The sequence below is a fragment of the Haloprofundus salilacus genome (assembly GCF_020150815.1).
In the GTDB taxonomy this organism is placed as follows: Archaea; Halobacteriota; Halobacteria; order Halobacteriales; family Haloferacaceae; genus Haloprofundus; species Haloprofundus salilacus.
In genome coordinates, this window is the sequence record NZ_CP083723.1 from 72,287 (window position 1) to 92,179 (window position 19,893).

Annotated in this window: 25 protein-coding genes; 11 read left to right on the top strand and 14 right to left on the bottom strand. The window is 52.4% G+C overall.

Annotated elements, in window-relative coordinates; all coding sequences use genetic code 11:
* Positions 1 to 19: 19 nt before the first annotated feature.
* The 3 genes from LAQ58_RS00340 (at position 20) to LAQ58_RS00350 (ending at position 1,631) form a co-directional block, all read left to right on the top strand.
* Positions 20 to 343, top strand: a complete 324-nt coding sequence (locus LAQ58_RS00340; RefSeq protein WP_224448640.1) for a response regulator — start codon at positions 20 to 22, stop codon at positions 341 to 343.
* A 364-nt stretch (positions 344 to 707) separates the two neighbouring features.
* On the top strand, positions 708 to 1,049 hold the full coding sequence (locus LAQ58_RS00345) for a hypothetical protein (protein ID WP_224448641.1): 342 nt from the start codon (positions 708 to 710) through the stop codon (positions 1,047 to 1,049).
* Positions 1,050 to 1,190: 141 nt separating this feature from the next.
* Entirely contained in the window at positions 1,191 to 1,631 is a 441-nt protein-coding gene (locus LAQ58_RS00350; protein ID WP_224448642.1) for a hypothetical protein, read from the top strand.
* Positions 1,632 to 1,945: 314 nt separating this feature from the next.
* On the opposite strand, the gene LAQ58_RS00355 is transcribed toward LAQ58_RS00350, so the two are convergent.
* A complete protein-coding gene (locus LAQ58_RS00355; RefSeq protein ID WP_224448643.1) occupies positions 1,946 to 2,395 on the bottom strand; it encodes a DUF2269 family protein in 450 nt (149 codons plus the stop codon).
* A 364-nt stretch (positions 2,396 to 2,759) separates the two neighbouring features.
* On the opposite strand from LAQ58_RS00355, the gene LAQ58_RS00360 reads away from it, so the two are divergent.
* The 4 genes from LAQ58_RS00360 (at position 2,760) to LAQ58_RS00375 (ending at position 5,592) form a co-directional block, all read left to right on the top strand.
* Positions 2,760 to 3,146, top strand: a complete 387-nt coding sequence (locus LAQ58_RS00360) for a hypothetical protein (RefSeq protein ID WP_224448644.1) — start codon at positions 2,760 to 2,762, stop codon at positions 3,144 to 3,146.
* 592 nt (positions 3,147 to 3,738) lie between these two features.
* The gene (locus tag LAQ58_RS00365; protein ID WP_224448645.1) at positions 3,739 to 4,218 is read left to right on the top strand and encodes a DUF7344 domain-containing protein; all 480 of its coding nucleotides are present in this window, start codon (positions 3,739 to 3,741) and stop codon (positions 4,216 to 4,218) included.
* A gap of 5 nt (positions 4,219 to 4,223) precedes the next feature.
* Complete coding sequence (locus LAQ58_RS00370; protein ID WP_224448646.1) at positions 4,224 to 4,619, top strand: HalOD1 output domain-containing protein; 396 nt, start codon at positions 4,224 to 4,226, stop codon at positions 4,617 to 4,619.
* Positions 4,620 to 4,839: 220 nt separating this feature from the next.
* Entirely contained in the window at positions 4,840 to 5,592 is a 753-nt protein-coding gene (locus LAQ58_RS00375; protein ID WP_224448647.1) for a class I SAM-dependent methyltransferase, read from the top strand.
* A 740-nt stretch (positions 5,593 to 6,332) separates the two neighbouring features.
* Here the strand turns inward: LAQ58_RS00375 and LAQ58_RS00380 are convergent.
* From LAQ58_RS00380 to LAQ58_RS00390, 3 genes are all read right to left on the bottom strand, one after another.
* Positions 6,333 to 6,662 carry a hypothetical protein gene (locus LAQ58_RS00380; RefSeq protein WP_224448648.1) on the bottom strand — a complete coding sequence of 110 codons (330 nt, stop codon included), beginning with the start codon at positions 6,660 to 6,662 and terminating at the stop codon, positions 6,333 to 6,335.
* A gap of 186 nt (positions 6,663 to 6,848) precedes the next feature.
* Entirely contained in the window at positions 6,849 to 7,124 is a 276-nt protein-coding gene (locus LAQ58_RS00385; protein ID WP_224448649.1) for a DUF7558 family protein, read from the bottom strand.
* A gap of 53 nt (positions 7,125 to 7,177) precedes the next feature.
* On the bottom strand, positions 7,178 to 7,468 hold the full coding sequence (locus LAQ58_RS00390; protein WP_224448650.1) for a DUF8069 family protein: 291 nt from the start codon (positions 7,466 to 7,468) through the stop codon (positions 7,178 to 7,180).
* A gap of 105 nt (positions 7,469 to 7,573) precedes the next feature.
* Between LAQ58_RS00390 and LAQ58_RS00395 the strand changes: the two genes are divergently transcribed.
* Positions 7,574 to 7,858 (top strand): hypothetical protein, encoded by a 285-nt coding sequence (locus LAQ58_RS00395; RefSeq protein ID WP_224448651.1) that lies wholly within the window; start codon positions 7,574 to 7,576, stop codon positions 7,856 to 7,858.
* Between the two features lie 78 nt (positions 7,859 to 7,936).
* Here the strand turns inward: LAQ58_RS00395 and LAQ58_RS00400 are convergent, their stop codons facing one another.
* The 6 genes from LAQ58_RS00400 to LAQ58_RS00420 all read right to left on the bottom strand — a co-directional run bounded on the left by LAQ58_RS00400 (position 7,937) and on the right by LAQ58_RS00420 (position 12,258).
* Positions 7,937 to 8,629 (bottom strand): hypothetical protein, encoded by a 693-nt coding sequence (locus LAQ58_RS00400; RefSeq protein ID WP_224448652.1) that lies wholly within the window; start codon positions 8,627 to 8,629, stop codon positions 7,937 to 7,939.
* Positions 8,630 to 8,828: 199 nt separating this feature from the next.
* Positions 8,829 to 9,470, bottom strand: coding sequence for a hypothetical protein (locus LAQ58_RS00405; RefSeq protein WP_224448653.1), 642 nt, complete (start codon positions 9,468 to 9,470; stop codon positions 8,829 to 8,831).
* A gap of 314 nt (positions 9,471 to 9,784) precedes the next feature.
* Positions 9,785 to 10,543: an immunity 49 family protein gene (locus tag LAQ58_RS00410; protein ID WP_224448654.1), complete on the bottom strand. Its 759-nt coding sequence runs from the start codon at positions 10,541 to 10,543 to the stop codon at positions 9,785 to 9,787.
* 186 nt (positions 10,544 to 10,729) lie between these two features.
* The gene (locus LAQ58_RS00415; RefSeq protein ID WP_224448655.1) at positions 10,730 to 11,011 is read right to left on the bottom strand and encodes a PadR family transcriptional regulator; all 282 of its coding nucleotides are present in this window, start codon (positions 11,009 to 11,011) and stop codon (positions 10,730 to 10,732) included.
* 243 nt (positions 11,012 to 11,254) lie between these two features.
* Positions 11,255 to 11,689, bottom strand: a complete 435-nt coding sequence (locus tag LAQ58_RS19025; protein ID WP_425490675.1) for a toxin-antitoxin system TumE family protein — start codon at positions 11,687 to 11,689, stop codon at positions 11,255 to 11,257.
* Positions 11,686 to 12,258: a DUF7342 family protein gene (locus tag LAQ58_RS00420; protein ID WP_224448656.1), complete on the bottom strand. Its 573-nt coding sequence runs from the start codon at positions 12,256 to 12,258 to the stop codon at positions 11,686 to 11,688. Before LAQ58_RS00420 ends, LAQ58_RS19025 begins: the two co-directional genes overlap by 4 nt.
* A gap of 896 nt (positions 12,259 to 13,154) precedes the next feature.
* Between LAQ58_RS00420 and LAQ58_RS00425 the strand changes: the two genes are divergently transcribed.
* The 3 genes from LAQ58_RS00425 (at position 13,155) to LAQ58_RS00435 (ending at position 16,615) form a co-directional block, all read left to right on the top strand.
* A complete protein-coding gene (locus LAQ58_RS00425; protein WP_224448657.1) occupies positions 13,155 to 13,682 on the top strand; it encodes a lamin tail domain-containing protein in 528 nt (175 codons plus the stop codon).
* An 816-nt stretch (positions 13,683 to 14,498) separates the two neighbouring features.
* The gene (locus LAQ58_RS00430; protein ID WP_224448658.1) at positions 14,499 to 14,879 is read left to right on the top strand and encodes a DUF1428 domain-containing protein; all 381 of its coding nucleotides are present in this window, start codon (positions 14,499 to 14,501) and stop codon (positions 14,877 to 14,879) included.
* A 350-nt stretch (positions 14,880 to 15,229) separates the two neighbouring features.
* Positions 15,230 to 16,615 (top strand): hemolysin family protein, encoded by a 1,386-nt coding sequence (locus tag LAQ58_RS00435; RefSeq protein ID WP_425490676.1) that lies wholly within the window; start codon positions 15,230 to 15,232, stop codon positions 16,613 to 16,615.
* 505 nt (positions 16,616 to 17,120) lie between these two features.
* Here the strand turns inward: LAQ58_RS00435 and LAQ58_RS00440 are convergent.
* The 4 genes from LAQ58_RS00440 to LAQ58_RS00455 form a co-directional block, all read right to left on the bottom strand.
* Complete coding sequence (locus LAQ58_RS00440; RefSeq protein ID WP_224448660.1) at positions 17,121 to 18,137, bottom strand: DUF7972 family membrane protein; 1,017 nt, start codon at positions 18,135 to 18,137, stop codon at positions 17,121 to 17,123.
* The gene (gene sp36, locus LAQ58_RS00445; RefSeq protein WP_224450197.1) at positions 18,134 to 18,340 is read right to left on the bottom strand and encodes a Sp36 family protein; all 207 of its coding nucleotides are present in this window, start codon (positions 18,338 to 18,340) and stop codon (positions 18,134 to 18,136) included. The genes LAQ58_RS00440 and sp36 overlap by 4 nt, the downstream gene beginning before the upstream one ends.
* Positions 18,341 to 18,950: 610 nt before the next feature.
* A complete protein-coding gene (locus tag LAQ58_RS00450) occupies positions 18,951 to 19,136 on the bottom strand; it encodes a DUF4177 domain-containing protein (protein WP_224448661.1) in 186 nt (61 codons plus the stop codon).
* A gap of 322 nt (positions 19,137 to 19,458) precedes the next feature.
* A complete protein-coding gene (locus tag LAQ58_RS00455) occupies positions 19,459 to 19,860 on the bottom strand; it encodes a RidA family protein (protein WP_224448662.1) in 402 nt (133 codons plus the stop codon).
* Between the last annotated feature and the right edge of the window lie 33 nt (positions 19,861 to 19,893).

Genomic DNA, 19,893 nt, shown 5'->3' on the forward strand with positions numbered 1-19,893 from the left:
ACGCCCGGCGGATGTCCTGTTGGTAGCGGACACCCCCGGCGAAATCCGCCTCACTGAGGAGGCATTCAAAGAGGGCAATATCGCCAACTCCCTCCACGTGGTGACCGACGGTGCCGAGGCGCTCGAATTCATCTACGAGCGCGGCGACAACACAGACACACCGCGCCCTGACATCATCCTGCTGGATTTGACCCTCTCGCGAAAGAACGGCAACGAGGTGCTCACGGAGAGACGAGATGACGATGATCCCCCGACCATTCCGGGCATCATCTTGACGAGTTCGGAGGCAGTCAGCGGTTGTCTGCTGAATAGAGAGGGTGTATTCATCAGAACCGGTTTATAGAACTCTATTGAATAATGCGTATGGTGTCAAGTTTTCCTCAAGGAGCAAGGGAGCTTGTCCTGACGCTCAGGTGGTGGATTTTGGCAACTCTCCTTCTCGCTTTCTCAGCCCTTTTTCTTCCACTTTCAGAATCTCCGTTTTTCTTCGGAGCCTCTCTCGCCCTTCTCTTGTGGCTACTTGGAAAATATCTCTCTTAGAGGTCTGTACTGGGTGATTTGAGTCGTTCGTACCGAACGCGGAGTTCGTAACTCGATGCGCGCCCTCTGTTCAGCAGTCGGTGAGCGAACTCCTCAACCAATGTCAGTAACGGAGTGCAAGATACAGAGGGTGAATTTATCAGCAGCACAGGTTAACCAGATGACCAATGACTGATTGGGAACAGGTTGTTGAGGAACTTCAGGAGGCGGGTTATTCGGGGTTTGAGTTTGAGAGTGGTGAAACAGCAGTGCCGGGGTTATCTGGAGAATGGATCGCTGGAGATATCGTACGTGAAGGCGGACTACGTCGTGAGAATCAATCCCTCTGGATACGAATTTGGGATTCACTTCCGGGCAGCGGGGGTGCCGTCTCTACTAACCCAGAGGCTGCACCTGAAAGTATCCGCAACATCGCAAAAAGGCATGAATTAGAAATTGTAACAATCAGTGTCAAAAAGGGTAGCGTCCGTATCGCACTTTGCGACTCTTCAGCGAAGCCGTCTGCGTAGAGCTGGCCGATTCGCGCGCTCTATTCAGCACGACCGCTAAAACCTCCCCAGCTGTTGTCAAAATTCGCGTGCTGAATACAGAGGGTATATCAATCATTCTCTGGAAGGCACACTTTTGCTCTGTTGAGTTGAGAAACACACATGATGACCCTCCCCGCGAAGCCCATCTCCTCCCCGAAATGGGGTCGTTCAGTCGGGCTGGCTGTAAGTGCGAGTGCGGTATATACGATGGTAGTATACGGTTATTTGGCACACCCCTCGTCACAGTACTCTGTTCCTGAACCACTCTGGTTGCGCTTCGGTTGGGACGTGTTCCTCGCCTGTGGGACGATCGGGGTTCCCATCGTACTCTGGATTCACTACGGGCGCAAGACCCCTTTCGTCATCATGTGTTGTATACTGATGTTCTGGCACATCGGCCTTCCCGTTCTCACATCCCTCTCTGGAAAAGCACTGGATATTGGTGGGTTCTCATTTGTGTTCATGCTCGCCCCACTCCACGTTATTCTCTATCTTCTCGCCGCACAGCTTGAGCGCGATTTCAGAAACTCGCTTTTTCGTATCCTCGACGAATCGCTCTGAGCGAACACAGAACCGATGTTGAAAGAGATGCGCGTTGTATTCAGCAGCCGGTGAGCGAACTCCTCAATCGCTGTCAGTAACGGAGTGCAAGATACAGAGGGTGTATCCAGCACCCTGGTCATGTTCATTTCAGGCCTAATAACTGAACCAGCCGTTTGCTGATTCTACGTATTCATCATCGAAACCCTTCCCCTGAGAGACACCATGAAGTGATAGCAGGGCTCATCAGATCGTGAGTTGTTTCATCGGCCTGCAGAGCAAGGAGCCCATCAGTCGATGGTTGATATTCCACTCAAGCTGACACCCGACCCGGCTCACCAGGGTTTTGCAATCATCACGTACACGATGGCAGCGAACACCATACCAGCAGCAGCGCCGAGGACGATGCCCGCGAGCGCCAGGCGACGGTAGCCACCGTCCTCGGCGTCTCCGTCCTCGAGCATCCGGAGCTGGCGGGTCACGACCCACGCGTACGCGAGCATCGCCACGAACACGACTGTCCAGAGCACGGCGGCGACCACGATCCACCCCAATGTCAGCGGCAGCCCCCCGACCCAAGCGGTGGCCACGCCCGTTATCGGGATGAGCACCAGGCCCGGGAGCACGAACCGGAGGTGGAACTGGCGCACCTGGCGCAGCACGAAGCCTTCGTGCTCATCCCGAGCTGCGAACTCGATCCAGAACCCCGAGCCGGCACTCATGCCGCCGACGAGCAAGACCAACATGACGTGTACGAACTTCGTCGTCGTGTACCAATCGACCATCAGTGCCTGCCTCGTAGCGTAATGTGGAGCGTGCACGTGTCAGCGTGGCCAACATCCAGAGAGTGAGGCACGGTTTTAACGCCAATATCGATGTCGAATCTCCCGCTCTCGGATTCACTGACCTTGATCATGGTGCTTCCTAGATTGTCTCCGCGTTTGTAAGTGACCAACACGCGCCCTGTATTCAGCACATCTACAGAAGTCTACTTACTCTGTGTCAGAAACACTGTGCGAGATACAGAGGGTATTTTCAGCAGATGGTCATCGTTCGTTTCAACCCGTAAGCGCCGAAACAGCCGTTAGGTAGGCGTGCGAATCTACTAAGGTGAGAAAATATTTATCAAACGTACTATGATTTTTGCACATGAAACGGCGAGCCCTCCTCTCCACCGCTCTTGGGTGCAGTATCTCCATGTCTGGATGTCTCAGCGGCGTCGGGGGGCAAGGTGGAGAAGGTACGACCGTTGAAATCATCCCGAGTAACAGTACCAATCAACAAATTTCCCTCAATGTAGCCGTCTACGCGACCGATGGCTCTCTGTTACTTAACCACTCGTACACGTTGCCTCCAGGACATTCTGATGAATCACAGGGTGTCGAAGATCGCGTTGACTACCTTACTGTTTCACTCAACAACGGGGAAGAAGTGAGACACGAGTACAACCCCGATATAGACATCTGTTCAATTGATGGAGAAGACGTTCAAATCGATATTGAACCAGAAGGCATCACGTTCAGCTACTCGTGTTAACTCCACACGCAACGCCGAATCCGAGCGAATTGAGTGACCGATACGCGCTGTGTATTCAGCAGTCGATGAGCGAACTCCCCAACCGCTGTCAGTAACGGAGTGCAAGATACAGAGGGTGTATTCAGCGGATTCTGAGGATGACAGCGACCGCAACCAGAGTGGCGAAAGTCAATCCCGAGAGGGTCAAGATACCGAGTACACCACCGATTTCGAGGGCTACAACCGCACCTGCCATTGCCAACAGTCCAGCGACTAAGAGTGCAACCCGAAATCGGAGGTATCCTCCAATAATGCGGGTGTTCCAAAGGAAATGCAGAGGGCCACGCATATTTTGACTCCTCGTTCGACTCCCAAATAAACGTCGCAAGATTCGCGCTGTGTATTCAGCAGTCGATGAGCGAACTTCCCAACCGCTGTCAGTAACGGAGTGCAAGAGACAGAGGGTGTATTGAGTAGAGTAATACATACAAAAGAGACAGATTCTGATGGGTGGGTTCTGACCTACCCGAAGAGAACTTCCAATTTCGCAGATTTCCTCGTCTACTATAATAAGACGGCAATGTTTTCCGTCTTCTATGGCGTACACTGCCTGATGGACGAAGAGCCCGAGCAGTCTGAGCAATCCGAGCAGTCCGAGAGCGGGCAGGCACAACAACGAGCCGTCGATAACTACATCCAAACTGTCCAGCCGCCACCGGCGGACATTCTGGAGATGGATTTCGTCTTCGATGCGCTCGCACACCCACGGCGGCGCTACATCCTCTACTCGCTCCTCTCAAAGTCGCGCTGGTCGCTCACAGAGTTGGCGACGAAACTCGTCGCATGGGAGCACGGAATCCCCGAGGAGGATATTTCCAACTTCGACCGCAACGAGATGTACACTTCCCTCTATCATTCTCACATTCCGAAGCTGATGGAGTTGGACATCGTCGAGTTCAACGATGGTGAGGTCGAGGAGACAATCGTCGCAGACTTCAACGCCATACAGGTACTCTCGGTATTACAAGGAGCAGGGGCGAGCCTCGACAGCGCACAGGAAATCCACGCACGGCGGGACTATCATGGAGGGTAACTCCGATGGACGATGATTCAGAGAAACCAATGTCAACAGAGAGTCCCAAGAAAAAACAGAGGAGAGTCAGCATGAATGGCGAAACGGCGGGCGAAGACTGGACCTTTGAGACACAAGCCCACTACGACCCGGACGAGCAACGCGACCTGACCACTGTCATCATCGGTGCAATCGCGGAGGTCGAGGAGGTCAAGATTGTGGATATCAAAGAGCCACCGCTCTACGAGGTGGTTGACACCGAAAGCGTCGAAGGTGCCCTGTTTGGCCGTCCTGAGGCTACCCGTAACGGTACTCAATCAAAAACCGAGTTCCGCTACAGGAACCACAAGGTAAGCGTAGATGCTGATGGATGGATAACCGTCTTTAGTCCTGTCGAGAAGCCACTGCCAGACGAGGAGTAATGATGGGAGTGAGGTAACTACGCAGGTGTGGTTCCCACCCAATTTCAATAGCTGTGTAGGATACGCGCCCTGTATTCAGCACGACTGTAGATACCTCCTCATTCCCTGTCAGAAGTTGTGTGCTGAATACAGAGAGTGTAGTCACTAATTCAGGCAGGCAATCTGTGCTCCCAGCGGTCGCAGGAACAGTATATGCCCACGAGAAACGTAGTCTATCGGCATGGCTGAGCGAGTCCCGTTCGATACCTGGGCACGATTCTACGACACAACCCTGCCAGAAGATCGACCTGACCGACCGTTCTTCCTGGAGTTCTGCCGCAATCACGAGGGACCGGTTCTCGAACTCGGGTGTGGGACGGGAGACATCTATCTCGACCTATTGGCCGAGAACATCGATGCGTACGGGATTGACATCTCGACTGAGATGCTGGATACTCTGCGCCGGAACGCGTCAGAGCGGGGGTTGGAAGCGAAGGTAACACAGGCCGACATCACTGACTTCTCATTCGACGTCACGTTTGGGACAATTATTGGTCCACTGAATATCGTTCGTCATGTCACGTCTCTCGCCGACCAACGTGCGGTATTCCGAAACGTGTCTGACGCACTGGGCGTTGGTGGGCAGTTCGTCTTCTGGATCAATCTCCCCGATTTCGATGAACTATGCGATCAGCGAGACGGGTCGCAGACGACCCAGCAGTTCGACCACGACAGCCGAAAGTACGAACTGGGGATTCGAATCGAACTGACTGATACCATAGACCAGACGGTTACCTACGAGTTCGAATACACGGACATCGAAATCGGCGAACATGTAGCGTCGATGGAGTTCGAGATGGCACTCATCCCGAAACAACAGTTCGACCTACTACTCGAGGATACAGGTTTCTCGGAGTGGACCTACTACAATGGACCAGAATTGAATCCACTGACATCGGTGCACGAACCGGTGATTTGTATTGCAAACTGGTGACTCGTCTGTTCTTCGAGAGCGTTCAAAGGTGACCGATACGCGCCTTCTATTCAGCAGCAACTGAACAACCTACTAGAGTTCTGTTTGGAAACCGTGTGCGAGATATAGAGGGTGTATGCAGCAGTAGAACTATCTACTATACGGGGTGTTTTGGACAAAACGACAGTTAGACAGTTTGTGCGTAGCTATCAGTCGCCGATAAATGCTATTGAATACCTTGCGAGTGGATAACATACATGGTGTAAAACATGGGTGATAGAAATCATCTTCACGCCTGTCGGCACTGCGGGAACGTGATGGCTACTTCATCAAGCAAGGGGCCACGAGAATGCTTCAATTGTGAGGGAAACGATTTCTCCCGTTACATGAGTATTCCCGAAGTACCTGCTGGAAGATAGCCGCTCTGTGTCACTCAGTTCGAGCCATTCCAAGATGACGACTGGTAAGTGACCGATTCGCGTCTTCTATTCAGCAGCATCTCTGTGAACTACCAAGGATGTGTTAGAAACATCGTGCAAGATACAGAGGGTTGTATGCAGCAGTGCAGTAATGTCTTGATTTGATGTATTATTCCCGTTCCCCAAATTCGTAGTGCAGATCCGCCAGCCGGGTAGAATTTGAAACCCAAACTACGACTACGAGCTCCATAGCAACTAATCGATTTCACAAGAGAAGACTCCAGGAGATACGCATTGACATGATAGAGACGTTGGTGACCTGTGAGTCCCACCCTTTGACGGCTACTGGATTTGATTTCGGATTTTGACTGCGGCAACAGTCAAGACAGCCACCATGGTGACCAAGCCAGAAACCCCGATACCGTCGAACACGGCGATTGAAAACATAAGGCCGAGGACACCAGCAACAAAACTCTCTGTAGAGTCAATAACCGCCATGAATAAGACCAAAAGTAACACGAATGGGATCATTCGGAGAACCCACTTCGTCAGGAATGGCAAAGAGGCCGAGTTGTCGAAATTGAGGGATACGATGATAGGGAAGAGTGTATTTACTAGTGGAGATGTAGCTAATCCAGAGAAGAAGGCAGCGACGACCTTCTCTCTATCCATAGGCGTCCGTTTCCAGGTTCCCGTATAACACTGACTAAAATGGGACTGAATGAACACCGCCTCGACACAACGAGTTCAGTGTGACCAAGATGCGCCCTCTATTCAGCACGGACCAATAAATTATCAGTAACTGAGGGTTTTCAACAGAGCCGTCTACACCACTTTCCGACCGACTATGACTCTGAATCAAGACTCACTAACGAGATGGTCGTCTAAGTCGCGTGTCCAGTAGGTTGCTGGGCCGCCGGGACTACCTCTCGCACACAGCTGAAGTGGGCCTTCCAAGTGGCCGAGTTCGACACGGAACCGTGTGAGGGCTGCAAGCGCATCGACGACGAGACCACAGCCATCGCAGGCGTGATGGTCACCGTCGTCGGGATCGGGATTCGACTGGATTGCGCAGTCGACGCAGATCGGGTGTGTGACTCGTTCGTCTTTTCCCCAGATGTGTGCTTCCCCCACGTCTGTACCGGGAACCGCATCGCAGAAGGCACAGCCAGCAAGTGTCTATTGCATCACTCTCCTCCCTCGTCGGTGTCGCGAGCGGCGGTCCAGCCTCGATGGAAGACCGCAAGTTGGAGAATCGAGTCGAATGCCTCGTCGCTTGGCTCGTGGACGAGGACCCGTTCGTCGGGGATGGGAGTGACGACGTCGTCGTCGACGAGGTCATTGACGAGAGAATTGGCCCTCCCCTCGTCAATATCCGCTACCACGACGCGGGAGGCATCTTGATCCTGTGCGACGAGTTCCGCTTCAAACCGTTCGTGGTCGGCTGATGCATCGTCGAGTGCGTCTGTACCGCGCATGGAAATCACGTTGACGCGTATTGACGCGCCTCGGCCTTTCAGGCGCGTACAAACCGCTCGCTGCCACGTCGTTAACCAACACTTCGAAGGACTGCGGTTCCTGCGTTGGTTAAAGAAACTCAAATAGATGTTCTCCACCCCAAAGAGCCAAGACTGGCCTCACCTGACGTGGAGATGATGCGGAACCCCGAAACTCCACTCACGAACATCGAACAGGAGGCCTACACTCGCATCCAGCAACTCGCCGACTATACTGATGGGGACCTTTCACCCACCGATGCGCTTGCTGCCATTTGTGCAGCCGGCAATACACACCCAGATGAAATCCTTGAGCGACTCATCCTCAAAGGCTATCTCTACAGCGTCAACAACACAATTCGTCTGACTTGACGACTCTGCTAGTGTGAATTTCGACGGCCACGTTTGACACAACTCCAACACGGTAATTCAGCATCCGAAGAAGGGTATTCACATACCAAGATGGTCTGCAATCTTCGAACGACTTCCTTGCCACTCCTTAGACGGTCTCACTGGGCTGTCTTCGGCAATGAGTACAATTGTACCGGTATCTAACTCGTCGACCCGCCACGCAGGAGCAGAAAGAATTCGATCACGACCAAATTTCTCTACTAGAGGTTCAGAGAATATGTTCAGCCAAAATATCTCGTTGACCACGTGATTTGTGAGGCCCTCTTCGTCTGGAACAGTATCGGGGTCTACTGTTTCCATCCGCTTTCCGTAAGCGTACACCGGATCTAAGATAGTGGAGAGGAGTGTAATAGCACTCACGTATCGTTCGACGTTCTTAGTAGCGAAAGGCCGCCCTGGTTCGTTAACTCCGTAATCGAACTCCCACGACCACGACCACACCTCAATGTTCGAGACATCTTCGAATGGGTACCCTTGGGCGTCTGTCATTAGCCCGATTTCAAAATCATCCTTTTCGACAGTAATTCCCGCAGAATGTGCTTGATGGAGGTGAGTGAACAACTCGTCTAACGACTGTGTTTTCAATCTTCTCTCGTCGACGAAGTATTCGTACGACCCTTCGCTTTCGGGAATGTTCCAGTGACTTTGGAGCAGGCTTTTTATACCCTCTACGAACTTGTTTTCAGGCTGTTCAGCGAACAGCAGATATGAAGATATGGTATCGTCGGTCATTTATTCCTTTGCTACTCACGAGCCATCATCAAGTCGTTGAGTCGCTACCAAAGTGGGTTTCCGATGAAATTCAGTGGGTGCAGAATGCGTGGGACGATAGACCGCCGATTTGTCCTCCGGGTGTTGAACCAGAGTGTTTTCCGCCAGGATTCGACGGAGAATGAGAGAAGAAGGTCAGATAGGGGAGTATTATGCGCAATCACGTTGATTCTCCCAGGAGCCACACAATGTAGTTCTTTGGAATAAAATCACTGTCAACGTCGAATTCAAAGCCTTGCTGACGTACCAACACGAGAAACGCTGTTGCTGTAAACGCAAACAGATCCGATGAGTTAGTAGAGGCTGGATCAGCACGTTCCTCAAACTGTGTAATCAGTTGCTGGATCCCAGGTTGAAGAGTAGAATCGTTGGAGTTCACAAGTCCACGATAGATCATAGCCACAGCGGCTGTGTGAGGCGTCTCTTCGTTTGCAAGCGCAGCATCCAGTCTCTGCAGATCATCACTTGCATCATTCCCACGCAGAATGTTTGCTAACGCTTGTGCTCGATAGTATTTGGTTGAATTGTTAGGGAACTTCTCTAAATAAGATTGTTCAAGTAATTTCGCTTGCTCAGCGATTTTTGCAGGGAGATTTGGATCGCCAGACCACAGAGCACAGTAACAGGCGTTTTGGAATACTTGCGGTTCTTCGTACCAGTATGACTCTACTATTTCGTCACGCCACTTTTCAACCTCAATCAAATGACTGATGAAATATCGTGATGCATCAGCAAACAGCAATTGAGCTGTTTCGAACTCACTGAGAGCTACCGCATAGATCCCTGCACTTCTTGCTTTCACCGCGATACTATGATACAGTGGTACGAGTTTCTTGTCAGGGACTTCGTCTATCCGTTCGACACTCCGAGGGAGTCGGCCCATTTTTTCCTCGTATCTGGTTCGAATTTCATGACCCATGTTCATATTTTAGAATTTGATTATGTCAACTTCGTCGAACCCGAAGAATCGGTCAAGACGTGGTGATCGCGACGAGATTGCTTTGCCGTTCTTACCCGGCTGGACTACTACAGCCTCCTTACGATGGCCTCGTCGGTTATCGGATTTCATTTGGTGATATTTGCTACAGATACTATGAGCCCCACAATTGCCAAAGATCACTCTAAAATCCACCAGACGTAGTCTTCTGGGAGAGAGTCGGTCTCAACGGTGACCTCGAAACCACGTTCATGTGCTAGTAAAAAAAATGCGGTTGCAGATTGTTCAAAGAGGTCCGATGGATTCGATGATTTTGGGTTGACACGCTCCTCAAAGAGAGAGACGAGTTGCTGAATCCCATCTTGAATTTCACTTTCGTCTTCCTCTGAAAATCCTTGATAAAGTGAGGCTATGGCTTTAGAGCGCGAGTTGGTATCCTTCTCGGATTGGCGTGAAATCAGTTGCAAACTCACCTTCGATGTGTTCTCTGCGATGATTTCACCAACACTTTGGACGCGGTAGAACTGGGCTGTATTGTCGGGGAAGTCATCGACGTACGATTTATCCATTGATTGGGCTAAGTCCGAGGTCTCTGTGCAGATCTGCTTATTTCCACTCAACACTGCACTGATTAGGGCACGGTGGATGGCTACTGGTTCGCTGCGCCAATCCTCCCCCTCAAGTTCATCTCGCCACTTTCGTCGTACGGTGATACTCTTTGAGGAGTACTCTGCCGCATCGGCAAATAGGGAGCGTGCAGTCTCGAACTCGTCGAAGAACACAGCGTAGGCAGCCGCACCCTGCGATTGGATCCCGATACTATTGTAGAGTGGTACGAGTTTCTTTTCGGGTACCTCATCTACGAAGCTCAGGCTCTGAGAGAGTTCTGACCGTTTCTCATCGTATCTCGATCGTAATTCGCAGATATCTCGTGTCATGATGTTACGTTTTTATAATGTCGATTTCATCGAATCTAAGTTTGTCAATGAGGCCGGAGGATATTGTCTTGCCATTTTTTGTGGGCTTCACTACTACTGCTTCCCTTCGGTAGTTGCGGAGAGTTATAGCTTTTCTAAGTTCTTTATAACTACCACTATCAAGGTCACTACGCTGACCGCGCCCGATTACGCCTCAATCGCCGTGTAGTGGTCTTCCCATCCTCGCCGCTCACGGAGTGCCTCTCGTCCCTTCTCTGTGATCGCATAGTAGTTGGTTCGACGGTCGATTGGTCCCTTCTCGACGTACGCTTTGTTGACGAGCGTGTCGAGGTTTGGGTAGAGCTGTCCATGGTTGATTTCGCCGTCGACGTACTGTTCGAGTTCGTCTTTGACGTCTTGTCCTGACGGTTGGTCGAACCCCGCGATGACGTAGAGGAGGTCGCGTTGGAATCCACTCAAGTCGTTCATATGTCATAGCCAACGAATCTACATATAGAATTTCGCAGTGTCAAAAATGATGACAGGTTTATTTATTTTCAGAGTACATTCCGAATGCTTCGCCTCCAGGATGGTACCAAAGAAGCACGAATCAGACTCAACGCACCTGACACAGGCAATTTCGTTGTTAGCGACAACCGGATTCTTTCGACGACGTGGGGTATCAAGCCAGGTTGTGAGGTTGACCGCTCGATGAGCTAATTTCTCGTAGGATCAGGCCGTCCAGAACGATCGTTGTCGTTCCTCGATTTCGGAGAGAATCGCCGAGAGGACATCTCGCCAATCTCTCGGGTGTGAGGTATCTTCTCCGGGTGTCGGTGCGTTCGGTCCTGGATGGATATGGTCGCGCGCGTTGTGACTCGACGGATGGCGGTCCCAGCGATGATCGAACGTTTCGTCGTGGTGTGTCTCGTGATAGTGGATCGAGAAATCTCCATTCGAGAACCAAGTTATCTCGAGACGCGCGGTCTTGACGCGGTTTGGATAGAAGCTTGAGTTGTATGTACAGACGAGTCGATCTGGGGCGAACTCTGGACGGAGAATGGTTTGAGTGAATCGACTGTCCGTTGCAAGTCGCTCGTCGATGGTTTCGAGTCGGTCAAAATCGACTGGCGCTCCGCTGTCATCCGGACTGCGTCCGCCTGTCATGCGGTGCTACGCTGATCGACTGAGCCGTCAGAACCAGACAACGCCTGTTCAAGAAGCGTGATACGACGCCGCGTCGTCTTCCACATCGAGAGGTCTTCCCAGACGTCCTCAAGTGAGCGATCGGTCTCAATCGCATACTGCGAAATAGAGACTCTTTCTGGAGACTCAATCTCGAATTCAGCTACGTACGATTGGTCACGCTCCGCCTCGTCTTCGAGAAGTCCGAGTAATTCGTCACTCGTGTATCGCTTGCGAAGTTTCTGGACACGTCGCCATCGGAGGTATTCGTCGTTGCGCTCGTACGTCGCTGGCGACTTCGTGACTCGTGTGACAATCCCCATTCGCTCAAACCACTTCAGGTATTCACGCGCGGCGTCTACTCCATGGCCAGCGAGGTCAGCAATTTCGTCGGCAGGCGTAGGACGATCGAGTGCGAGGACTGCATCGAAGAAATCGTCGCGTGTGCGTTCGCCGCGGACAATATCCTCGGGTGGTGTTAAGGCATCGAAATCTGGTTTTTCACCACGCTCGTTGGGGTTGGCCTTCAGTTCGTCGCGTGGCTCTTCCATAGAAGTGTACACGAGGAGAAACGGAATAAATCTTTTCGCTAGGTGGTTATTCCGTTCTGCCGGTGAGGCCGACCGGAAACTTCAGGATTGAGTCTTGCAGTCGTGCACCCTAATTCGCTCGGGCAACCCCACCTTCCGACAGACGGGGCACTCGACTAGAGGAGTCGACGAGAGGTCCTCACACGACTCCAGTGCCGCATGCAGGTGTGCTTGGACGTCAGGGTTCTCTGTTCGCGACAATGCTTGTGAGAGATGCATGCGGAGTTCTTCGCGTGCGCTCACGCCTGTGCCTCTTTCTGCTGTGCGTCGACTCTGAGTCCAACGTGTGCGAGTTGCCCCATCGAATCCCAGCCGCTATTCAGCAAAGGGGTGTCATTCGTTTCACTCCCTTAGTGGTGGAACAACCGTTAGGTAGGTATGCGGACTTCATGACCACAAAGATTATTCTAAATGTCACTTATCTCCAAGTATGCCTACAACGGGGTTCCTTCTCTTCTGGGTGCCAATTGCGTTCGTATTCATCGTCGTTGCTTCGTTCACGGGCACTATACTTGCTCTCCAAGTCTACTATGACAACAGAACTCTGTCTCTCTCAGAGTTTACGAAGCGATTCAACAACGACAGGAGATAATTACATCTCCCACACAGTGCGATTCAAGTAGCACGCATCAAGCGCCGAGCCAGTGACCGAGACGCGCACTGTATTCAGCAGGCGATGAACGAACTTCTGGACAGTTGTCAGTAAGGGAGTGCAAGATACAGAGGGTATTTTCAGCAAACAGGTCGCCTTTTATCCTATACTTTTAGCTCGAAACAACGAGAAGAAATTGTGACTGTGCAACAGTGACAGCTCGGTTCGACAGAAGATACTTGCTTGCTAGAAGATATTTGCCATTATGAAACGCCGTGCCCTCCTCACTCTCTCGGGGACCGTACTCACCGGTCTCGCAGGCTGTTCCGAGACGCTCTCCTTCGATTCGAGCAGATCGGCGGAGGCAGTCACCGTCAAGCAACCCGGTTGCTCGCCGTATGAGGCAGACCGGATTGTGACACCTTCCGAGGAAACGCTGGTAGTCCATTATGATGTCTCGGGGTCGCTTTCTGGTGACTTCGACCAGTGGGAGGAGACGATTACGCTCCAGAATACTGGAGACTTACCGATCGAATTGACGGACTACACAATACAGTTTGAAACCGGCCAGGATTTCACGTTCGATGGCTTGACGCTCATCCCGAGCGCAAGTGTCATATTGGTCACCTTCGGGAATCCCGGGATACCGACAACGACCACTTGTCCAAAGTACGACTACGTACGGCAGGTTGGCCTCGTCGAACCGCTCTTACAGGACCGAACAACGCGCGTATCCGTCCTTGCTCCAGACGGTGATCATCTCTTCAGAAAACAAATTGAGTTAGAGGGATAGTCGGCTACGATTGCATCTGTCGCTGCAATAAACCCGTGCTCTGAACGTAACACCGAGGAAGTCGTGCTGCATATGCGCCCTGTATTCAGCACGACTGTAGACATCCCCCCATTCTCTGTCAGAAGACGCGTGCTTAATGTAGAGGATGCATCTCTCACGGAGGCCTCGTTAATTCCGTCTCATCGGCGCTGAACTAACCACGAAGTAGCGCATGCGAATTGACTACGTTGGTCGTCTTTTCCTTTTGCTCCAGAACCATGACATACTCAACATTAACCATTTCTTGATATTATCAATAGAAAGTTACATATTGGATAGTTACTACTTTTCCATATGGTAGATGTCATGAGGAGCGTCAGATTGGTGTTGGCTGGATTCACCATACTGTGGGGGCTGCTTATCTGGATAAATTTCTGGCCTTACCTGTCCAATCCAGACATTTGGCGCGGAGGGCTCGATGTCTTGTATAGTTTGACTTTGGGCGTTGGCTTATTGTTGATACTAATTGGTGTCAGTAGTATTAGGGGCGAAACTACTCAGGAGTAGTCAGCACTCCTTTCGAGTGTCATCTGTCGATAACTGACTACTCAATACAAACCGCTGTAGCGAGCGATTCGATTAGCTCACAGTGAGTGCCGAATTGGTGACCGATACGCGCCTTGTATTCAGCACAGTCGGTGAAGCCCACCTAGGTGTTGTCAGATGGTGTGTGCTGAATAGAGAGGGTGTAGTCAGCAAACCAAAATCTACTGGGGAGATAAATTTCGGTTCGTGGCAGAAAGGTTCAATTCTCGTCGCGTCCTCTCTATAGAAGTTATGGAACGATACGTCGATGGATTCGTCATCCCAATCTCGAACGATAATCTCGATGCGTATCGCGATATGGCTAGTGAGGCCGGAAAGCTCTGGATCGAACACGGCGCTCTCGAGTATTTTGAGGGGATCGGAGACGATATGGAGCCCGACATGGGCGACATGCCGATGGTGACCTTCCCAGAGCTCGCCGAAACCGGAGACGACGAAACGGTCGTGTTCTCATTTATTGTGTTCGAGTCGCGCGAACACCGCGACGAGGTGAACGCGAAGGTGATGGAAGATCCCGCGATGGACACGGAAAATTACGATGAGGAGATGCCCTTCGACCCGGAACGCATGGCGTATGGCGGCTTCCGCTCCATCGTCAGTTACGAGGACTGATTACAGATATCAGTAGAGGGAGTCGGTCGGACCAGGCCTTGATACGCAATTCGATTCAGAAGCGGCTCACCGAGTACTCGAAACTGGTGTCTTTGCGAAATTGGCGCTCTGTATTCAGCAGTCGGTGAACGAACTCCTCAATCGCTGTCAGTAACGGAGTGCAAGATACAGAGAGTCTCTTCAGCAGGACCCGATGCTGATTTGCCTACTGAATGTCGAGGCCCCATGTTCGCAGGCAGTCGGCGGAATGAGGAGGAGAGTCTATGGCCTCTAATCCACAGGACTAGTTCACTATTGACAGTAGTCGTTCACCCGCGAATCCGTTAGATGGTTTTAGTCACTGGAACGAGATGCATAGCTATGGACACGCTCCAATCGAACGGCAATACTTTCCGGAGGCACCGATGGTAAACGTCGCGCTTTCAGCGGCACAAATCGTCTTAGCGCTGTTTCTCGTGGTGCTCAATGGCTTTTTTGTCGCTGCAGAGTTCGCCTTCGTTCGGATTCGGGGGACATCAGTTGACCAGCTCGTTGAGGAGAAGCGGCCCGGCTCGGGGACGCTCCAAGAAGTGATGACGAATCTCGACAACTACCTCGCCACAACGCAACTCGGTATCACCATCGCATCCCTCGGGTTGGGATGGGTCGGCGAACCCGCAGTGGCGGCGCTCATCGAACCCGTACTGGAATCGGTTCTCCCGGCGAATCTCATCCATCTCGTTGCGTTCGCAATCGGTTTTAGTATCATCACGTTTCTCCACGTCGTCTTCGGTGAGCTCGCGCCGAAGACGCTCGCAATCGCCAAGACCGAGCGGCTCTCGCTGTTCCTCGCCCCGCCGATGAAGCTCTTCTATTACATACTCTATCCGGGAATTGTGGTCTTCAACGGGGCAGCCAACGCGTTTACGCGGTCGCTCGGTGTGCCGCCCGCTTCCGAAACGGATGAAACACTCGGCGAGCGGGAGCTCCTTCGGGTACTAACGCAATCCGGCGAGGGAGGGAACATCGACGTGGCAGAAGTGACGATGATCGAGCGCGTCTTCGATCTTGACGACACCGTGGTGCGAGAGGTCATGGTCCCACGCCCGGACGTGGTGAGCGTTCCTGCAGATGTCACGCTATCCGAGCTTCATTCGATCGTCTTCGAGGCCGGTCACACGCGCTATCCGGTTCTTGATGCCAACGACGGCGATCAAGTGGTCGGATTCGTGGATGTCAAGGAAGTGCTGCGCGCAGAGGTGGACGATGGGGATGCCGAGATAGTCGGTGACATCGCCCGCGAGATTCTCATCGTCCCGGAGACAATGGCAATTAGCGATCTCCTGATACAGTTCAGAGAGGATCGCCAGCAGATGGCCGCAGTCATCGACGAGTGGGGAGCGTTCGAGGGGATTGCAACGGTTGAAGACATCGTTGAGGCCCTCGTCGGAGACCTTCGAGACGGATTTGATCTCGATGAGCGCGAACCCTCGATACGTCGGCGCGACGATGGGGGGTACGACATTGACGGAGGAGTCCACTTGTCGAACGTTAACAATACTCTGGCTGGGGACTTCGAAAGCGAGGAGGTCGAAACGATCGGTGGACTGGTGCTCGGGCAACTCAACCGCGCGCCAGAACCTGGCGACCGCGTCGATATCGACGGTCACGTCGTTGAGGTAACGAGCGTCGAGGGGACCCGAATTTCGACGGTATGGGTCCATGAAAAAGATCCCGATGATCCAGCGGTGGACTGAGTGGGAGTATGGCCTTGATCGTTTGGCCTGTTCGGCTTCTTGCCGTCATCTAGTGTGGCTCGTTCTCTACTGGCGTGATTGGTAGTCGTTCATCAATCGGCTCAACAAATGAGGCGTCTAGGATTCTAGCGGTGGAACCAGACCTGCGGTAGAATCAGATAGAAGGTACTGTAGGATACGCGCGTTGTATTCAGCAGGCGGTGAACGAACTTCTGGACAGTTGTCAGTAAGGGAGTACAAGATACAGAGGATACGTCGGTCATTCCAGTGGATTAGGGACGACGAATCGTTTCGGGGCTATATTTTCGATGTTAGAGGCTTCAATGGGGTTGGGGAATTTTCCAAAGGCATTCAACAGCGCCTGTGTCGATCTCCTCGCGGAGGACGGTATTGGAACTGTGGCGGGACGCGAGCAATCGACGCCCGTTCTGAGAGTGACTAACCTCAGTCCCTCACGAAGTGCCCACATCTAACTACGTCTGAGGTTTGCGTTCTGCGTCGGATCTTAGCGTTGTGATTCGCGGAGGATCAGCGGCTCGATGGCAAGTGTCCGTTTCGCTATGGTGACGATGCGAAGGACGTATGAGACGAACAGCATGAATGGAACGAGCGTCACCGCAAACGCACCGCCCACAACGAGGATGATGTGATCGAGACCGAGTGTGCTTCCCGGGAACGTCCCCGCATCGACGATTCCGACCATGATACCCGCAACGGCCAACGCCGGGACTGCAGCATAGAGAATCATCTGAGACAAGTCGATGAGTGCCCACTGGAAGTACAGCGTCTTGATGTGTTCGCGCGCCGGACCAAACAGAGACAGCGCTGTTTTGAGGTCATCAAGCAAGCCGTGTTCTTCCTCATTGAGGCTCTCTTCGTATTCGTTCGCGAGACGTTCAACTTGGAAGATTTTCCAGCTATAATTGAAATTTAGTGCAGCGAATAACACATTGAACGAGCCGAACTGCGCATCCTCAAGTTGGTCACGTACCGTGTCAGCGTTCCCAGTGACGCTTTCAGCAAATTCATCGACCTCTTCTCGGAGATTCTCGTTATTATTCTTGTCAATCGACTCTCGAAGAGCCGTAGTTCGTTGTGCCGTGATTCCGATGATCTGCCGGAGGAATTCGGATGGATCGGCAGGACTCGGAGATCCGATTAATTCTTCAGTATAATCCCGGAAATCCATCGAACTGGACATACGCTCGCGTTGATCGCCGAGTGGGCCGTTCTCTTGGGAGAGGACGAGCTGACCGATCGTGACGACGAGTGTCGTCCCAGTCACGATGACCGTGATCATCGTCGAGAACATCGTGTCGATCATGTCGCCGGACTCGATTTGCCGTGAAAACGGTGGATCGAGGACAGCGACGGCGATGACGAATGCGACGAACACGGCACTGGTCAGGACGCTGGAGACGAGAAGGCGGTTCGCGCGCAGCAGCAACCAAACTTTAATCCGACTCTCGCCCGAGCGCTCACGCATCGTGTTGGCCGTACTGATGTCGGTCTCGTCAGTCATACTGGCTCATCCGATTGGGTAGGTCGCTTGAAAACGAGGTACTTGGTGCCGCCTCCTTCGTAGTCGATCGTCTCCACAAACTCCCAGCCCTCTGCACCGAGTTGATTCAACTCTGCTTTCGGATCCTCTGCTTCTTTTTGGGTCTCATCGCGCGGTGGGCGAAGCGTCTCGTACTCCCAGCGGGTCACTTTTGATTCGGACATCACTACTAGTAGATACTGCAGCCCCCTATACCCGCTCCACCACCGAGATGGAGGGAACATTCCTGATACGGAATATGGTCTGCTTGGACGCCCAGCAGTACAACGCGCAAGCACTCGGACATCGAAGCGGACAATGGATGGCGAGCACTCCCTCACGCCGTCGGGCCGTTGCGACGATAGTCTTGGATTCGATACGAAGCAGTCCCGCTCGGCAAACTCATCGGTACTTTCGCGCTCGTCAGTCTCGTCCTGTTCACTCTCGTATTCTTGCTCAGTGCTTAGGATCCAGCTACGATTCTGGCAGTGGTTGAGCAATTTATCCTCGCCGTCGGTGCGGGGATCGTACTTATGTATGTCATCGCTCGTAGGAAGCACCTGTCCGGCGACTGAATCGCATCGTGTCCACCCACCGTTTGGAGCATTCCTGCAAGAGGAAATCACGAAAACTTGGTGACCGATACGCGCCTTGTATTCAGCAGTCGGTGAGCGAGCTCCTCGACAGCTGTCAGTAACGGAGTGTAAGATACAAAGGGGTGAGTCGGGCACCGCGAACAGGCTGTCTGGGTAGTGGTCCCGGAGGTTCTCTTCGGCAGGTTCGGAAGGTCGTCACTCAGCGGGAACGTCGGAGGAACAGTTCGGCACCGCCCCACCAGTTGACGACGACCTCGTCAAGTTCCCATCCGTCCGCCGCGAGGTCGTTCAACAATCGCTCGGTCGCATCGCGCTTGATTCGGAACCACAGAAGGCTGGTCGGAGCGTTGACGACCTTGTACTCGTAGTCAGCTTCGCCGCTCATAAGCCGTTCACTCGTCATTGTGTTCACGATAATCTAAAAGTCGCGCAACGAAAACCGTTCCGTTCATCTCGAAGCGCGGCAACGTCAATTTTACTGACTTTCAAAGTGCTGAGCAACGATAGACGACGAGTCAGCCGGGTGTCATGAAATGAAGCAGCGAGACTGAGTAGCCGATACGCGCACTGTATTCAGCAGGCGGTGAACGAACTTTTGGACAGTTGTCAGTAAGGGAGTACAAGATACAGAGGATACGTCGGTCGTATACGGACCTCGTTTGGGAAATTGTTCGCTGGACCCCGAAGGAGAAGACGAGGGACTCTCGTCACGGTTCTTCGTCAATAGGAACTTCTACCTCCAGTTCTACTAGGGGTGTTTCGCTCGCGAGGCTCTCGACACCGATGGCGGTGTGGCAGGGAAAAGGCTCGGTCGAAAAAACCTCTCGATACACTGACTGAAACGCCTCGTAGTGGTCCCTAATATCGACGATATAGCTCGTGATTTTGACAATGTCCTCGAGTTCCCTGTCCACACTTTGAAGAATCGTCTCGACGTTCTCGAATGCCTGCCGAGTCTGTGACTCGACATCGTTGCCGACGTAGTTCCCGTCTTCGTCCGTCCCGACCTGTCCCGATATGTAGAACGCCCCGTCGGCGACGATTGCAGGGCTGAAGTGATGCGGCGTTGTGTCGGCTAGGTTTTTTGGCTCGATAACTCTCCGTGCCATAGCCATGTCATCTTCGATGGTCTGAATAAAAAT

What these genes read in the sequence shown, in the direction of transcription:
- LAQ58_RS00345 (WP_224448641.1), top strand. Translation starts at nt 708, where the DNA reads ATGACTGATTGGGAACAGGTTGTTGAGGAACTTCAGGAGGCGGGTTAT.
- LAQ58_RS00350 (WP_224448642.1), top strand. Translation starts at nt 1,191, where the DNA reads ATGATGACCCTCCCCGCGAAGCCCATCTCCTCCCCGAAATGGGGTCGT.
- LAQ58_RS00355 (WP_224448643.1), bottom strand. Translation starts at nt 2,395, where the DNA reads ATGGTCGATTGGTACACGACGACGAAGTTCGTACACGTCATGTTGGTC.
- LAQ58_RS00360 (WP_224448644.1), top strand. Translation starts at nt 2,760, where the DNA reads ATGAAACGGCGAGCCCTCCTCTCCACCGCTCTTGGGTGCAGTATCTCC.
- LAQ58_RS00365 (WP_224448645.1), top strand. Translation starts at nt 3,739, where the DNA reads ATGGACGAAGAGCCCGAGCAGTCTGAGCAATCCGAGCAGTCCGAGAGC.
- LAQ58_RS00370 (WP_224448646.1), top strand. Translation starts at nt 4,224, where the DNA reads ATGGACGATGATTCAGAGAAACCAATGTCAACAGAGAGTCCCAAGAAA.
- LAQ58_RS00375 (WP_224448647.1), top strand. Translation starts at nt 4,840, where the DNA reads ATGGCTGAGCGAGTCCCGTTCGATACCTGGGCACGATTCTACGACACA.
- LAQ58_RS00380 (WP_224448648.1), bottom strand. Translation starts at nt 6,662, where the DNA reads ATGGATAGAGAGAAGGTCGTCGCTGCCTTCTTCTCTGGATTAGCTACA.
- LAQ58_RS00390 (WP_224448650.1), bottom strand. Translation starts at nt 7,468, where the DNA reads ATGCGCGGTACAGACGCACTCGACGATGCATCAGCCGACCACGAACGG.
- LAQ58_RS00400 (WP_224448652.1), bottom strand. Translation starts at nt 8,629, where the DNA reads ATGACCGACGATACCATATCTTCATATCTGCTGTTCGCTGAACAGCCT.
- LAQ58_RS00410 (WP_224448654.1), bottom strand. Translation starts at nt 10,543, where the DNA reads ATGACACGAGATATCTGCGAATTACGATCGAGATACGATGAGAAACGG.
- LAQ58_RS00415 (WP_224448655.1), bottom strand. Translation starts at nt 11,011, where the DNA reads ATGAACGACTTGAGTGGATTCCAACGCGACCTCCTCTACGTCATCGCG.
- LAQ58_RS19025 (WP_425490675.1), bottom strand. Translation starts at nt 11,689, where the DNA reads ATGACAGGCGGACGCAGTCCGGATGACAGCGGAGCGCCAGTCGATTTT.
- LAQ58_RS00420 (WP_224448656.1), bottom strand. Translation starts at nt 12,258, where the DNA reads ATGGAAGAGCCACGCGACGAACTGAAGGCCAACCCCAACGAGCGTGGT.
- LAQ58_RS00425 (WP_224448657.1), top strand. Translation starts at nt 13,155, where the DNA reads ATGAAACGCCGTGCCCTCCTCACTCTCTCGGGGACCGTACTCACCGGT.
- LAQ58_RS00430 (WP_224448658.1), top strand. Translation starts at nt 14,499, where the DNA reads ATGGAACGATACGTCGATGGATTCGTCATCCCAATCTCGAACGATAAT.
- LAQ58_RS00435 (WP_425490676.1), top strand. Translation starts at nt 15,230, where the DNA reads ATGCATAGCTATGGACACGCTCCAATCGAACGGCAATACTTTCCGGAG.
- LAQ58_RS00440 (WP_224448660.1), bottom strand. Translation starts at nt 18,137, where the DNA reads ATGACTGACGAGACCGACATCAGTACGGCCAACACGATGCGTGAGCGC.
- sp36 (WP_224450197.1), bottom strand. Translation starts at nt 18,340, where the DNA reads ATGTCCGAATCAAAAGTGACCCGCTGGGAGTACGAGACGCTTCGCCCA.
- LAQ58_RS00450 (WP_224448661.1), bottom strand. Translation starts at nt 19,136, where the DNA reads ATGAGCGGCGAAGCTGACTACGAGTACAAGGTCGTCAACGCTCCGACC.
- LAQ58_RS00455 (WP_224448662.1), bottom strand. Translation starts at nt 19,860, where the DNA reads ATGGCACGGAGAGTTATCGAGCCAAAAAACCTAGCCGACACAACGCCG.